This is a genomic window from Kitasatospora sp. NPDC048298 (assembly GCF_043201465.1).
In the GTDB taxonomy this organism is placed as follows: Bacteria; Actinomycetota; Actinomycetes; order Streptomycetales; family Streptomycetaceae; genus Kitasatospora.
Window position 1 is genome coordinate 94,297 of record NZ_JBICYZ010000015.1, and the last position, 14,758, is coordinate 109,054.

At 74.2% G+C, this 14,758-nt stretch carries 12 protein-coding genes; 7 read left to right on the top strand and 5 right to left on the bottom strand.

Going from position 1 to position 14,758, the window contains the following annotated elements; translation table 11 throughout:
- Entirely contained in the window at positions 1 to 780 is a 780-nt protein-coding gene (locus ACGF0D_RS14960) for an HNH endonuclease family protein (RefSeq protein WP_392916134.1), read from the top strand.
- 83 nt (positions 781 to 863) lie between these two features.
- Complete coding sequence (locus tag ACGF0D_RS14965) at positions 864 to 2,432, top strand: alpha/beta hydrolase (RefSeq protein WP_392916137.1); 1,569 nt, start codon at positions 864 to 866, stop codon at positions 2,430 to 2,432.
- Positions 2,433 to 2,496: 64 nt separating this feature from the next.
- Here the strand turns inward: ACGF0D_RS14965 and ACGF0D_RS14970 are convergent, their stop codons facing one another.
- Together ACGF0D_RS14970 and ACGF0D_RS14975 are read right to left on the bottom strand one after the other, a co-directional pair.
- Positions 2,497 to 4,944 (bottom strand): glycosyltransferase family 39 protein, encoded by a 2,448-nt coding sequence (locus ACGF0D_RS14970; protein ID WP_392916139.1) that lies wholly within the window; start codon positions 4,942 to 4,944, stop codon positions 2,497 to 2,499.
- A gap of 71 nt (positions 4,945 to 5,015) precedes the next feature.
- Positions 5,016 to 6,137 (bottom strand): alpha/beta hydrolase, encoded by a 1,122-nt coding sequence (locus ACGF0D_RS14975; protein WP_392869026.1) that lies wholly within the window; start codon positions 6,135 to 6,137, stop codon positions 5,016 to 5,018.
- A 148-nt stretch (positions 6,138 to 6,285) separates the two neighbouring features.
- On the opposite strand from ACGF0D_RS14975, the gene ACGF0D_RS14980 reads away from it, so the two are divergent.
- The 5 genes from ACGF0D_RS14980 (at position 6,286) to ACGF0D_RS15000 (ending at position 10,976) form a co-directional block, all read left to right on the top strand.
- Positions 6,286 to 7,200 (top strand): hypothetical protein, encoded by a 915-nt coding sequence (locus tag ACGF0D_RS14980; RefSeq protein WP_392916142.1) that lies wholly within the window; start codon positions 6,286 to 6,288, stop codon positions 7,198 to 7,200.
- 176 nt (positions 7,201 to 7,376) lie between these two features.
- Positions 7,377 to 8,927, top strand: coding sequence for a putative Ig domain-containing protein (locus ACGF0D_RS14985; protein WP_392869022.1), 1,551 nt, complete (start codon positions 7,377 to 7,379; stop codon positions 8,925 to 8,927).
- 102 nt (positions 8,928 to 9,029) lie between these two features.
- Entirely contained in the window at positions 9,030 to 9,695 is a 666-nt protein-coding gene (locus ACGF0D_RS14990; protein WP_392869020.1) for an HAD family hydrolase, read from the top strand.
- 69 nt (positions 9,696 to 9,764) lie between these two features.
- The gene (locus ACGF0D_RS14995) at positions 9,765 to 10,001 is read left to right on the top strand and encodes a hypothetical protein (protein WP_392916144.1); all 237 of its coding nucleotides are present in this window, start codon (positions 9,765 to 9,767) and stop codon (positions 9,999 to 10,001) included.
- Between the two features lie 78 nt (positions 10,002 to 10,079).
- Positions 10,080 to 10,976, top strand: a complete 897-nt coding sequence (locus ACGF0D_RS15000) for an aminoglycoside phosphotransferase family protein (protein WP_392916147.1) — start codon at positions 10,080 to 10,082, stop codon at positions 10,974 to 10,976.
- Positions 10,977 to 11,031: 55 nt separating this feature from the next.
- On the opposite strand, the gene ACGF0D_RS15005 is transcribed toward ACGF0D_RS15000, so the two are convergent.
- From ACGF0D_RS15005 to ACGF0D_RS15015, 3 genes are all read right to left on the bottom strand, one after another.
- A complete protein-coding gene (locus tag ACGF0D_RS15005) occupies positions 11,032 to 11,562 on the bottom strand; it encodes an RICIN domain-containing protein (RefSeq protein WP_392916150.1) in 531 nt (176 codons plus the stop codon).
- A gap of 128 nt (positions 11,563 to 11,690) precedes the next feature.
- Positions 11,691 to 12,683 (bottom strand): helix-turn-helix domain-containing protein, encoded by a 993-nt coding sequence (locus ACGF0D_RS15010; RefSeq protein WP_392869012.1) that lies wholly within the window; start codon positions 12,681 to 12,683, stop codon positions 11,691 to 11,693.
- A gap of 84 nt (positions 12,684 to 12,767) precedes the next feature.
- The gene (locus ACGF0D_RS15015; protein WP_392916153.1) at positions 12,768 to 14,621 is read right to left on the bottom strand and encodes a CocE/NonD family hydrolase; all 1,854 of its coding nucleotides are present in this window, start codon (positions 14,619 to 14,621) and stop codon (positions 12,768 to 12,770) included.
- Positions 14,622 to 14,758: the final 137 nt, after the last annotated feature.

The following is a 14,758-nucleotide window of genomic DNA, read 5'->3' on the forward strand; positions in this document are numbered from 1 at the left end:
GTGCCCGCCCGCCGCTCCACGCTGTCCGCCGCCACCGTGTTCCTGATATGCGCGCTCGCGCTGGTCGGCTGGTTGATCGGCGGCCGAGACCACAAGTCGACCGGCCCCAAGGCCGACGGCGGCACCACCGCCCCCGCCGCCGGGGCCACCGGCACCAGCCCGCTGCAGAACCCGGACGGCACCAAGCCCGGCCTGGCGCCGCTGACCACCCCCGAGGAGCAGAAGGCCGGCCGGGACGTCATAGCCAAGGTCGCCACCGCCGCCGTCGGCACCAAGGACGGCTACGACCGCAACGAGTTCGGCCCCGCCTGGACGGACAGCGTCGACGGTGTCCCGTTCGGCGGCAACAAGTGCGACACCCGCAACGACCTGCTCGCCCGGGACGGCACCGGCGTCGAGCACAAGGACGGCTCGGACTGCACCGTCACCGCGATGACCATCTGGGACCCGTACACCGGCAAGAGCGTCCAGTGGACCAAGCAGCAGGCCTCCAAGATCCAGATCGACCACGTCATGCCGCTGTCCTACGACTGGCAGATGGGTGCCGGCAAGTGGGACAAGGCCAAGCGCGTCCAGATCGCCAACGACCCGCTCAACCTGATCCCCGCCGACGGCTCGCAGAACGCCTCCAAGGGCGACTCCGGCCCGGCCACCTGGCTGCCCGCCAACACCGAGATCCGCTGCTCCTACGCGGTGCGCTTCGCCCAGGTCTCGCTGAAGTACCAGCTGCCCGTCTCCGAGGCCGACAAGAAGGCCATGCTCCAGCAGTGCGGCGGCTGACGAAACGTTGATCCCGTGAAGCCGGGGGCGGGTGCGGTGTGCGCGCGGCGCGTGCCGGGTGGTACTTGTGGGCGGTGGCCCCGATGATCCCCCGGCTCCCCCGCCCGCCCGGGCGCACCCTGCCCGCCCTCGCCGCCGCACTCGCCCTCGCGCTGCCGAGCGGCTGTACGGGCGCCGCCCCCGGCCCGCCCGACCGGCCGCCGCTGGCCGAGCGGGTCGCCGCCACCGCCGCGCCCGCCCTGCGCGCGCTCTACGACCAGCGGATCGACTGGCGGCACTGCCCCGACGAGGACGGCGACGACCCGGACCGGGCCGCCGTGCGGTGCGCCACCCTCAAGGTCCCGCTGGACTACGCCGACCCGGGCGGGCCCACCGTCGACGTCGCCCTCGCCATGGTGCCCGCCGCCGACCGCGCGCACCGGCTCGGCGCCCTGCTGCTCAACCCCGGCGGCCCCGGCAACTCCGGTGTCGACATGGTCCGTTGGGGCTGGAAGGGCTACCAGGGGCCGCTGCACGACCGGTACGACCTGGTCGGCTTCGACCCGCGCGGCGCCGGGGACACCACCCCGGTCCACTGCCTGGACGACCGCACCCGCGACCAGTGGGACGCCACCGACGACCCGGCCTACGACCACGGCCGGATCCTCGCCGAGGCCTGCCGCGCCCGGCACGCCGACCTGCTCCCGCACCTCGGCACCCGCGACACCGCCCGCGACCTCGACGTCCTGCGCGGCGCCCTCGGTGAACGCCGGCTGGACTTCCTCGGCTTCTCCTACGGCACCCACCTCGGCGCCACCTACGCCGAGCAGTTCCCCGACCGCACCGGCCGGCTCGTTCTCGACGGCGCCGTCGACCACGGCGCCCCCGCCGCGCGGCTCGGCACCGAACAGGCCGCCGCCGCCGAGGCCGGGCTCCGGGCCTTCGCCGCCGCCTGCGCCACCGACGACGGAGCGGCCTGCCCGCTCGGCGCCGACCCCGCCGCCGCCCCGCAGCGCCTCGCCCGCTTCCTCGACGGACTGCGCGACCACCCGCTGCGCGCCGCCGACGGCCGCGCGCTCACCGCCGCGCTCGGCTGGGACGCCGCCCTGGACGTGCTCTCCGACGGCCGCCGCTCCTGGCCCCGGCTGCGCGAGGCCCTCACACCGGCCGTCACCCGGGGCGAGGCCGAGGGCCTGCTCGCCCTCGCCGACGGCGCCGACCGCCGCGACGAGGACGGCCGCTACCGGACCCCGGCCGACGCCTTCGCCGCCATCTCCTGCGCGGACGGCCCGCCCCCGCCCACCGACGCGGAACTGCGCCCGGCCCTCGCCGAACTCGCCGCCCGCGCCCCGCTGGTCAGCGGCCACGACCCGGTGGGCACCCTGCTCGACCCGGACTGCCGCCCCTGGCCGTTCCACAGCCCCGAGCCGCCGCGGCCGATCCGGGCGGCGGGCAGCGCCCCGATCCTGGTGATCGGCTCCACCGGCGACCCGGTCACCCCGTACGCCTGGGCGCAGCGGCTCGCCGCCGGGCTGGAGCACGGGGTGCTGCTCACCCGGGACGGCGACGGGCACACCGGGTACGACAAGAGCGGCTGCGTCCGGGACGCGGTGGCCTCCTACCTGGTGGACGGCCGGCTGCCGGCGTCCGGGACGCACTGCCCGTCCGACTGAGGCAGTGGGGACGGGAGAGGGGGCGTGCCGCGCGAACGCGGTACGCCCCCTCGGGGGTTCGGGCTCAGGAGGTGGGGGCCGTCAGGTCGTAGAAGGTGGTGGAGCCGATGGTCTTCGCCGTGTAGTGCGCCGTCACCCAGGACTCGATCTGGGCGGACTCGCTCTGCTGCCCGCCCTCGTCGCCGCCCGCGCCGCCGCCGAAGCCGCGGTGGGAGCCGCCCGCGCCGATGAACCAGTGCACCTTTCCCTCCTCGACGTACTTCCGGAAGCCGGCCAGGGTCAGCGAGGGGTCGGTGCCGTTGAAGCCGCCGAGGGCCATCACCGGTTCACCGGTGGCGAGTTGGTAGCCGGCCGCGGTCTGCGAGCCGATCGTGGCGGCCGCCCAGGTGTAGTGGTCGGCGTTCTCCTCGATCATGGCGGCGACCTCGCCGGTCACCTTGGGTCCGTCGAGCAGCCCGCCCATGCCGCCGGGCGGCGGGCCGCCGGCCGTGCCGCCGGTGAGGCCGCCCGGGGCCTGGGGGTCCGGCACGCCGGGGACGCCGTCGGAGCCGGTGTCGGTGCCGGTGCCGGTGCCGCGCTCGTGGCGGCCGTTGGCGTGCTCGGAGCCCGTACCGCCGCCGCCGAAGCCCTGGGCGCCGTTGAAGCCCTGCCCGCCGGTGAAGCCCCGGGCACCCGGGAAGCCCGGCAGGCCGCCCTGGCCGCCCTGGCTGTTCTGACCAGCCTGGCCGTTCTGCCCACCCTGGCCGAACCAGCGCCCGTTGCCGCCACCGGGGAAGCCCTTCGCGCCGTTGCCGCCCCTGCGCCCCATGCCGCCGGGCCCGGACGCGCCGTCCACGCCCGGCCCCGCGGTCACGATCGAGCCGGTGTGCGGGGTGTTCACCGTGTCCACCGCGTACGCCGCCGGTCCGCCGAGCGCCGCCGCCACGCCCACCAGGCCCGCCACCGAGGCGATCCGCGCGCCGGTCCGGCCGGAGGTCCGTCCGGCCACCTGCCCGGTGACCAGCGCGGCCGCCGCCACCAGACCGCCGACCAGCACCGCCCAGCGCAGCCACGGCAGGAAGCCCGGGCTGCGGCCGAGCAGCACGAACGCCCAGACCGCCGTCACCGCGAGCGTCCCGGCCAGCACCAGCGCCCAGGGCAGCCGGTGCCGGGCCCGCCACAGCCCGTCCACGCCCATGCCGACCAGCGCCGCGACCGCCGGGGCCAGCGCCACCGTGTAGTACTGGTGGAAGATCCCGGACATGAAGCTGAAGATCAGCGCGGTGGACAGCAGCCAGCCGCCCCAGACCAGGAAGGCCGCGCGGGCGGTGTCGGTGCGGGCGTGGCGGCGGGTCGCCCAGAGGCCGACGGCCAGCAGGATCAGCGCGGCCGGCAGCAGCCAGGCGATCTGCCCGCCGATGTCCGTGCCGAACATCCGGGTCAGCCCGGTCTCGCCCCAGCCGTGGCCGCCGCCGTGCGCCGTGGCGCCGCCCGGCAGGTCCAGCCCGGCCGGCATCCGGCCGCCGCCGCCCACGCTGCCGCGTTCGTTGCCGTCGACCCGGCCGAGGCCGTTGTAGCCGAAGGTGAGCGAGAGGAAGCTGTTGTCCTGCGAGCCGCCGATGTACGGGCGGGCCGAGGCGGGCATCAGCTCGACGACCGCCACCCACCAGCCGCCCGAGACCAGCAGCGCCGCGCCCGCGAGCAGGTTCTGGCGCACCCGCCGCCAGAACCCGGTGGGCGCCGCCACCAGGTAGATCACCGCGAAGGCGGGCAGCACCAGGAAGGCCGCCAGGGTCTTGGTGAGGAAGGCGAGGCCGAACATCACCCCGGTGAAGACCAGCCACCGGGTGCCCGCCGCCTCGACCGCCCGCACCAGCCCGTACGCGGCCAGCGTCAGCAGCAGCACCAGCAGCGCGTCCGGGTTGTTGAAGCGGAACATCAGCGCCGCGACCGGGGTGAGCGCCAGCGCGGCGCCCGCCAGCAGACCGCCCAGCGGGGAGAAGCGGCGGCGCACCGTCGCGTACAGCACGCCGACGGTGGCCGCGCCCATCAGCGCCTGAGGGGCGAGGACCGACCAGGAGGAGAGGCCGAAGACCCGCGCCGACAGCGCCATCGGCCACAGCGCGGCCGGGGGCTTGTCGACGGTGATGAAGTTCGCCGAGTCCGAGGAGCCGAAGAAGAAGGCCTTCCAGCTCTGGGAGCCGGCCTGCACGGCGGCCGAGTAGAAGGAGTTGGCCCAGCCGGAGGCGCTCAGGCCCCACAGGTAGAGGACGGCGGTCGCGGCCAGCAGCGCGAGCAGGGCCGGGCGCACCCAGCGCGGGTCGTCCGCGCGCCCGCGCCAGGCACGGGCGGGGAGGGTGCGCAGCCGGCCGGACCAGGAGGCCGGGCCCTTGGGACCGGCGGCCGGCAGGGGCTGCTCGGGGAAGAGCGGTGCCGGGCCCGGCCGGACCGGGGCCGGCACCTCCGGCGGCGGGTGGTTCGCGGCCTCGGGCCACGGTTCGCCGGCCGGAGGGGAGTAGCTGCTCGTGGTCATGCGCCATACGGTGGGTGGCGCGGCTGAGAGAACCGTGAGACGGGGCTGTGAGACGCGTGTGATCCGGAACGTCAGGCGGACGGCGGCATGGTGAGGTGCTTGCCCAGCCACTCAAGGGCCGGGGGGATCTCCCGGGTCCAGGTGTGGAAGTTGTGGCCGGCGGTGTCCAGGGTGATGGTGGACATCTTGGTGGGGGCCTTGAAGGCGGCGACCATGGCCTTGGTCTCGTCGTAGTTGTTCTCGTCGTACGCGGTGGTCAGCAGCAGCGAGACGGGGGCCGCGGGCTGGTTCTTCAGCCGCCACAGCAGGTCGTTCTCCTGCTTCAGTTGGGCGCTGCCGCCGAACAGGTCGCCGGTGGTCGCGTCGTGGGCGGCGCTGTAGTAGCCGGAGAGCGCGACCGCCGCGCGGTAGGCGTCGGGCTTGCGCAGCGCGAACTTGAGCGCGCAGTAGCCGCCGGTGGAGTTGCCGATCACCGCCCGGTTGGCCGGGTCGGTGCCGATCCGGTAGGTGGTGGCGAGGGCCTTGGGCAGGTCGGAGGTGAAGAAGGTCTCCACCTGGGGGCCGTTCGGCACGTCCACGCACTCGGTGTCCCGGTCGCCGACCAGGGTGGGGCGGGTCATCACCAGGACGGTCGGCGGCAGTTTCTTCTGCTCTATCGCGTCCAGCGTCGACGCCGGGTACTGCATCAGCGAGATCAGCTTCTCCGGGGTGCCCGGGTAGCCGGTGAGCACCAGGGCCATCGGGAAGCGCTGCTTGGCGTAGTCCGGCTGGAAGTACTGCGGCGGCAGGTAGACGTACGCCTCGGTGGTCAGCCCGCTGCCGGCCCCCCGGACGTCGACCTTCTGGATCTGGCCGGAGCGCTCAGGGTCCGAGCCCTGCGCGGAGTAGAACTTCTGCTCACCGGTGACGGCCACCCCGGAGGCGTTGGGCTGGTGGTCGACCACCGTGCCGAGCCCGCCGCTGGTGCCCAGCAGGTCCGTCCAGGAGCTGTAGAAGCCGAAGTAGCTGTTGGCGATCAGACCCATCGCGGCCAGCACCGACACCTGGGTGGCCAGGAACGCGCCGATCCGGCCCAGCCACGCCTTCCAGCCCTTCCCGCCGAACCGCGGCCACAGCCACATGGTGGCGGCGAAGACGGCTATCGCGAGGAGGGAGGCGATGATCTGGAGCGGGAGTCCGGTGAGACTGAGCACGGGCCCGATCGTAGTTGACCTCCGTGAACGGCCCGGGGCGGCCCCTTCCGGTGGCCGTCCGAATCGGGTTGACCGGGATGGTTCGTGCTCGGCAGCATGTCGCCCGACGCGTACGGGGAGTGCGCTGGGATGACGGTGGGGTGGGGTCATGGAGTTCAGGGGTAGGGCTGTCCTGGCGGTCGGCGGGGTGCTGCTGCTGGCGGCATGTTCCGGCGGGGGCGGCGAAGGGGCGGCGGCGCCGAGCACTTCGGCGGCGGTGCCGAGCGCTTCGGCGACGCCGTTCGGTACGACGCTCGCCCAGTCCCTGGAGCCGGTCGGTGCCGGGCTGGCGAAGGTGGCCGCGGCGACGACGATGAAGGAGGTAGAGACCGCGCTCGCCGTCACCGAGTCCAACGCCGACCGCGCCGTCCGGAACCTGAAGGCCGCCGCCGCACCGGACGGGGCCGACGCGGCGCGCACCGAGCTGGTGGCGGGCCTGGACAAGCTCTCCTCCGAGGCGCTGACGATCCGTACCAACCTCAACCTCAAGAAGTACTGCACGGTCGGCGTCATCCGGGCGCAGCTCGGCGGCGGCCAGGGGGTGGTGGCGATCCCCGCCGCGCTCGCCAAGCTGGCGACGGCCGGCCAGCAGGCCGCCTTCACCGTCCCGCAGCTGCCCAAGCCGCAGCCGACGCCGCGTGTGCTGGAGAACGGCACCCTGGTCCGTGACGGCGGGAGCAACGGCAAGGGCACCTTGGAGGTCAAGAACAACAGCGCCACGGACGTGGTCTTCACGATCGGGGTGGACGGCACGTCGGTGGCCTCGGTGTACGCGGCCAAGGGGAAGGAGGCCGTCATCGAGGGCGTCAAGGCGGGCTCGTACGACTTCTACTACCTCGCCGGGGAGGACTGGGATTCCGACGAGAAGCAGTTCTGGCAGAACTGCCGTTCCGTCAAGTTCTCCGAGAAGTACGACTTCAAGCCGGCCGGGACGACCTGGACGATGACCCTCGGCGCGAAGGAGGGCGAGGGTACCCCCGCCAAGACCGAGTCGGGGAGCGTGGCCACCGCCCCGCAGCCATAACCCCGGCCCGTAACGGGCATACCGGGACGGGTCGTTGCCGCTGGGTGGCACAACAGGCCATGGGGAGTGGCGAGTTCGGTCACAATCCTTGACCCATTGAAGTGGCCATGGCACTTTCGTGCGGCGCGGGCGTCGGCGACCAGTCGTACACCCCGCGATCCCCCACAAGGAGAGCCATGTTCAAGAGGATTGTCGCGGTGGCCGGTACGAGCGCCGTCGTCGCGGGCGGGCTGGCCTTCGCGGCCGCCCCCGCGCACGCCGTTCAGGCGGCCGACCTGACCTCCACCATCGCCCTGAGCAACTGCTCGGCCTCGCTGGTCCGTTACCCCACCTCGGTGGCCGGCGACCGCGCGCTGATGCTCACCAACGGGCACTGCCTGCCGACCATGCCCTCGGCCGGCCAGGTGATCCAGAACGCCACCGCCAGCCGCAGCGGCACCCTGCTCGACGGCGCGGGCAACAGCCTGGGCACCGTCCAGGCCGACAAGGTGCTCTACGCGACGATGACCGGCACCGATGTCGCGCTCTACCAACTCACCGACACCTACGGGTCGATCACCTCCAAGTACGGTGCCACCGCGCTGACCATCAGTGACACGCACCCGACCGACGGTGCGTCGATGTACATACCCTCGTCGTACTGGAAGCAGGTCTGGAACTGCTCCGTGAACGGCTTCGTGCCGACCCTGCGCGAGGACGAGTGGACCTGGCACGACTCGCTGCGCTACAGCTCCGGCTGCAACACCACCCACGGCACCTCCGGTTCGCCGATCGTCGACTCCGCCAGCGGGCGGATCATCGGCATCAACAACACCGGCAACGACGACGGCGCCATGTGCACCCTCAACAACCCGTGCGAGGTGGCCGCCGACGGCACCACCAAGGCCTACAAGGGCCAGAGCTACGGCGAGGAGACGTACTGGTTCACCACCTGCCTGAACTCCTCCACCCGGGCCATCGACCTCAACACGGCCGGCTGCCTGCTCACCAAGCCGGCCGGCAGCGGTGCCGTCACCGTCACCAACCCGGGTAACCAGTCCACCACCGTGGGCGGTTCGGTCAACCTCCAGATCAGCGCCTCCGGCGGCACCGCCCCGCTGTCCTACGCCGCGACCGGCCTGCCCGCCGGGCTGTCGATCAACTCCTCGACCGGTGTCATCGCCGGCACCGTCTCCGCCGCCGGCAGCTCCACCGTGACCGTCACCGTGACGGACGCGGCGGGCAAGTCGGCCTCCACCAGCTTCACCTGGGCCGTCTCGACCGGTGGCGGCGGCTGCACCCCGGCGCAGCTGCTGGGCAACGCGGGCTTCGAGACCGGCAGCGCCACCCCGTGGACGGCGTCCAGCGGCGTGGTGGACAGCAGCACCTCCCAGGCGGCCCACAGCGGCTCCTGGAAGGCGTGGATGAACGGCTACGGCTCCACCCACTCGGACTCGCTGTCGCAGACGGTGAGCATCCCGGCGGGCTGCAAGGCGACGCTGAGCTTCTGGCTGCACATCGACACCGCCGAGTCGGGCAGCACCGCGTACGACAAGCTGGCCGTGTCGGTCAACGGCACCACGCTGAAGACCTACTCCAACGTGGACGCCGCGGCGGGCTACCAGCAGCGCACCTTCGACCTGTCGTCCTACGCGGGCCAGTCGGTCACGGTGAAGTTCGCCGGGACCGAGGACGCCTCGCTCCAGACCAGCTTCGTGATCGACGACACCTCCGTCCAGACCGGCTGAGCCCGGACCGGCTCCTGACGGGCCGGTGAACCAGGACGGGTGAGGGGCCCGGTGGCTACGGCTGCCGGGCCCTTCTCGTGGCGGCCTCCCTATCCTGGTCGGATGATCAAGCCCATCGAGCTGGTGATATTCGACTGTGACGGAGTCCTGGTGGACAGCGAGGTGATCGCCGTCCGGGTGCTGGTGCGGCTGGGCCGGGAGTACGGCTGGCCGCTGACCGAGGCGGAGGCGATCGAGCGTTTCGTCGGTCGGTCGGAGCCGGCCAACAACGCGCTGGTCGCCGAGCGGCTCGGGGCGGAGGTGGCGGCCGTGTGGGGCAGGCGCTTCCACGAGCTGCACGCCGAGGCGGTCGACGCCGGGCTGACCCCGGTGGACGGCCTGCCGGAGGCGCTGGCCGCGATCACCCTGCCCACCTGCGTGGCCTCCAGCGGCACCCACGAGAAGATGCGCCACACCCTGGGCCGGACCGGCCTCCACGACCACTTCGCCGGGCGGATCTTCAGCGCCACCGAGGTCGGGCGCGGCAAGCCCGCGCCCGACCTCTTCCTGCACGCCGCGCGCTCGATGGGCGTCGACCCGGCCGCCTGCGTGGTGGTCGAGGACAGCCGGCCCGGCGTGGAGGCCGCCCGCGCCGCCGGGATGCGCGCGCTCGGCTACGCGGGCGGCGTCACGGCCGCGGAGCGGCTGGCCGGCCCCGGCACCGTGGTCTTCGACGACATGCGGGACCTGCCCGGGCTGATCGCCGCGGGCGCCGTCCACCGGGGGTAGCGGCTCGCCCGACACATCCCGAGCGCTATATTGAACACGTTCAGATGTGGCTCGAAGGGTGGGGGACGCATGGAGGTCTGGGCGCGCAGGGTGATCGCCTGGATGGCGACATGGGCGGCACTCCTGGTGGCGCTGCCCCTGATGGTGCTGCTTCCGGGTCGCTGGGGGGAGCCCGACCGTCAGCGGACGCTCGGGCTCCTGTGGTGGCTGCTCGTGTTCATCGGCCCGTTCGTGGCCTGCGCCGCCAACCGGCGGTGGATCCACGCCGACGGACGGAAGCCCGGGGGAGCCGGGCGCAGGCGCTGACCCGGGGCCGCGGCGGCCTTCGGTCCCGGCGCCAATTCGGTTGCCGGGCCCGGTCCGCGGCTGGCAGGGTCGGGCACCATGGCCTCCTCCCGCAAGCTGCACCCCGACGAACTGGACATCGACGAGTCGCTGGTGCACCGGATGGTCGCCGAGCACTTCCCCCAGTGGGCCGGCCTGCCGGTCGAGCCGGTGACGCCGACCGGGACCAGCAACGCGATGTACCGGTTGGGCGCGGAGCTGGTGGTGCGCATCCCGCGGATCCCCGGGGTGGTCGAGGAGATCGCCAAGGAGGACCGCTGGCTGCGGCGCCTGGCCCCCCGGCTGCCCGTCCCGGTGCCGGTCCCGCTGGCCGTGGGCGGGCCGGTCGACGGCTGCCCCTGGCCCTGGTCGGTGCTGCGCTGGCTCGACGGCGCCACCCCGGTCACCGGGCGGATCGCCGAACCCGGGCTGCTGGCCCGGGACTTGGCCGGCTTCGTGACGGCCATCCGCCGGATAGACCCGGTCGGCGGGCCCGCCGCCTACCGCAACGAGTCGCTGGCCGAGCGCGACGCCGAGACCAGGAAGGCGATCGCGGCCGTGCCGGACCTGGTCGACGCCGCCGCCGCGACCGCCGCCTGGGAGCACGCCCTGGACGCCCCGGCGCCCACCGGCCCCCCGGTCTGGCTCCACGGCGACCTCCAGCCCGGCAACCTGCTGGTGGGCCCGGACGGTCGGCTCGCCGCCGTCATCGACTTCGGCTGCGCGGGCCTCGGCGAGCCGGCCGTCGATCTGATCCCCGCCTGGTACGTCCTGCCCGCCGCCGCCCGCGAGACCTTCCGCGCGGCCGCCGCCCCCGACGACGCGGCCTGGGACCGCGCCCGCGGCTGGGCCCTGTCCATCGCCCTGATGGAGGTGTCCTACTACCGGGACAGCGACCCGAGGATGACCTCCATCGCCCGCCACGTGATCGCCGAGGTCCTGGCCGACCACGCGTAGCGGGCCGGCCGCTCCCCGCCCGCGCGACGGCGGGCGGGGAGCGGCCGGTGGCTCGTCACCAGGACCAGAGCGCGCCGGACTGGCCCTTGTACTCCCACTGCTGGGCGTTGGCCCCGTTCGCGCCGGAGGAACTGGTGATCTCCAGGACCTTGCCGCTGTGGTTCCGGATCACCGCCCGGTTCGACCGGACCGACTCCACCCGCCACTTCGCGCCGTCCTGGCCGTTGCACGACCACTGCTGGGCCTCGGCGCCGTTCGAGGTGGAGGAGCTCTGGATCTCCAGGCACTTGCCGCTGTGGGCGTTCACGAGGTTCCAGTAGCCGTTGCCCGCGGACTGCCACTGCCACTTCGAGCCGGCCTGGCCCTTGCAGTCCCACTGCTGGGCCCTGGCGCCGTTCGCGGTGGAGGAGCTGGTGATCTCCAGGCACTTGCCGTTGTCGTTCTTGATCTCGATCGAGGCCGTGAGGCCGGCGTGCGAGTCGGCGAAGGCCTGGCCGCCGCCGAGGCCGGTCAGGGTGAGCGCCAGGGCGGCGACGCCGATGCCGACGGCGGAGCGCCGGGTGTTGCGGAGTCCGTTGCTGGACATGGATGGTCCCCCTTCGAGGGTGTCGGTGTTGGTCGCGTCCGCCACTCGATCCCCCGTGTCGGACGCACCATCAGCTTGCCGACTCCACCCGGTGGTTGTCGTTGGCATGCGGTCCACTGCCGCTTGGTTCAGAGTCCACCGCCGGCCGTCACGGCGCCGTGGCGGTAGTCGCGGGGCGGCAGGCCGTACGCGCCGCGGAAGGCGCGGGTGAAGTCCGCGGCGCGGGGGAATCCGCAGCGGGCCGCGATGACGTGGACGGGGGTGGCGGCCAGAGCCGGGTCGCCGAGGTCGCGGCGGGCCCGTTCGAGGCGCTGGCGGCGGATCCAGGCGGCGACGGTCTCCTCCTCGCCCTCGAAGAGGCGGTGCAGGTAGCTGACCGAGATGTGGTGCGCGGCGGCGACGGCGCCGGGGGCGAGGTCCGGTTCGTGCAGGTGGGCCCGGATGAAGGCCCGGATGCGCTGGACCAGGGCCCGGCGCCGGCTCTCCGGCGGTACGGCGTCCTCGGCGTCGAGGTGGTGGGCGAGCGTCGCCGTCACCAGGTCGAGGGCGGCGGTGCCCAGCCGGGGCGCGTCGCCGGTCCGGTAGGCGCCGGGGTCGGCGGCGATGCCGGTGAGCAGCTGGACGAGCAGGGCGCCCACGCCGGTGTCCCCGGGCATCCGGCGGGCGATCAGCGTGTCGGTCCGGCCCGGCGGCAGCGGCAGCGCCTGTCGGGGGAGGCTCAGCCAGGCCCCGCGGATCCGCCGGCTCGGATCGTCGGTGCTGACTCGGAGGGCGATGGGCCGGGTGCTGTCGTACATCACCAGGTCCCGCGGGCGCCACTCGCCGCGGTCGTCGGACCGGGCCGCGGGCCCGGCGTCGGCGATCGGGACCGAGAAGAGGTAGAGCTCCGGGTCGGAGGAGCGGATCAGGCGCGTCGGCCGGCGTACGGTGATCGGCGGGCTCTCCATGTTCCAGAGCCGCAGCTCGCCGAGCGTCAGGACGCGCAACTCCGCCCGGAAGTCGGCGGCGTGTTCGCTGCTGGCCTCGATCGGCGCGTTCATCCCGGCGAGTCGGTGCCGCCAGTGCTCGAAGCGGTCGGATGGTTCCACGTCCTCGGTCCGGTACACCGACTCGGCCAGCATGCTCGCCCTCCCCGACGCGTGCTTCCCTGTCCCGGCATTGTCACACTGCCGACAACCCCGGCCGGGGGCGGACTTGGTGAAGGTTCAGGGGCGGTCCCGGGTCACCCGGTGCTGCCACTCCCGGGTGAACACCACGGAGCCCGCCTCCAGTGCCCGCAGTTGCACGATGCTGATGAAGTGTCCGGCGTCGCAGCGCAGTTGGGTGCGGGTCTGGACGGTGACGTCCCAGCCGATGTCGGGCCGCTCCAGCCGGACGGTGTGGTCGGTGCGGGCCTGGGCGCTGAGCGGGGCGCCGGTGAGCACGCGGTAGGCGGTGACGGTGTGCTCGTCGCGGACCAGGCCGTCGGGGTGGGTGCGGGTGCCGTCGCCGGCGGGGGAGAGTTCGGTGCGCCACTCGTGGCGGCCGATGTCGTGCACGGTGAGGTGTTCGGGCCGGGCGGTGAGAGGCTCGGTGAGGTGGACGTCGAGGGGGTCGGGCAGCTCCGGGGTCTCGAAGGTGACGGGCGGGGCGCCGACGTCGGCGGCGAGGTGGCGCACCGGCAGGCTCAGGGTGGAGCGGGACGGGTCGACGCCGTACCCGGTGTCCTCGGCCGGGGGCCACACCCAGGGCCAGTAGACCGAGGAGAGGGCGAGGCGCAGCCGGTGCCCGGCGGGGAAGGTCCAGGCGCAGGCCGCGAGTTCGACCTCGGCGTCCGGCCCCTCGGCGGCCAGGACGCCCCGGGTGACCAGCTCGGAGGTGCCGTCCGGGCCGACGGCGCACAGCCGCACCGCGACCTGGGCGGGCGCGCTGTCCTCGCGCAGCCGCAGCCGTACGGTGGGGGCGCCGAGCAGTTCGACCGGCTCGGGCAGCGGCTGGGAGTCGAAGCAGACCGAGCGGCCGTCCTCCTCGCGCTGGTCCGGCGGCCGGTCGGCGGGGCGGCCGTGCGGGACGTAGGCGCCGGCGTTGAGGCCGGTGTGCTGCGGGGAGCGGACCCGTACGTACCGGTCGTCGGAGGCGGTGCCGGCGGTGCTCAGCGGCCCGTCCAGGCCGTAGTGGATCTCGCGGACGTCGGGGGAGGGCCAGGCCTCGTCACCGGTCCAGCGGGTGCCGAGCCAGCTGCGCAGGGCGGGTTCCTTGAGGGCGCCGGTGTCGATGCCGCGCAGCCAGTGGTCCCACCAGCGCAGGGTGTCGGGCAGGGCGGGCTCGGGCAGGCCGTGCGGCCAGGGGCCGATCAGGGCGCGGGCGGTGGGGGACTCGGCGAGCAGCCGCAGCACGAAGGAGCAGGACGGGTCGCCCCAGCCGGTCACCGCGAGGGCGGGGACGGACACCGGGACGGTGGACTCGCCGGCCGCGAGCCAGTCCTCGACGGGCGGCCGCAGCGATTCCAGCCGGGCGAGCCAGGCGGTGCGCCAGGCGTCGCCGACGTGCCGCGGGTCCGGCGGCAGGGCGGCGTCGGCGATCAGCGTGGTGAGCCGGTTGTGGAGGTCGGCGGCGAGTACGGCTCCGCCGAGCCGGTGGCCGCCCTCGGGGCAGGCGGTGACGACGGCGCCGACGGCCCCGGGGGTCCGGGCGGCGAGGCGCAGGGCGGTGGTGCCGGCCGTGCCGACGCCGAGCAGGCCGAGTCGGCCGTTGCACCAGGGGCGGCGGGCGAGCCAGTCGACCACGGCGGTGCCGTCGGCCAGCTCCTGCGCGCCGCCGGGCTCGCCGGGGGTGCCCTCGGAGTTGCCGTGCCCACGGGTGTCGACCCGGACGGCGGCGTAGCCGTGGCCCGCGTACCAGGGGTGGCGGCGGGAGTCCTCGGCGGCGGTCCGGTCGCTGAGGCGGCCGCCGGAGTACTCCAGCAGTGCGGGGCCGGGTTCGCCGCCGACCGGCCGCCACAGCCGGGCGGCCAGTCGGGTGCCGTCGGGCAGCGGGACGCGCAGGTCCTCGCGGGTGGTGTGGAAGGGGTAGGACGGCATGGCCGCTCCCATCGGTCCCGGGCGTCGGCGTCGCGACGGTTCGGTACTTCGACAGTAGGGGAGGGCGCGGTCCTTGGCCTGATGAGAGGGGCCAGGCCGAGGGGGCGCCGCCGCCGGAGACGGGGCGCCCCCTCGGG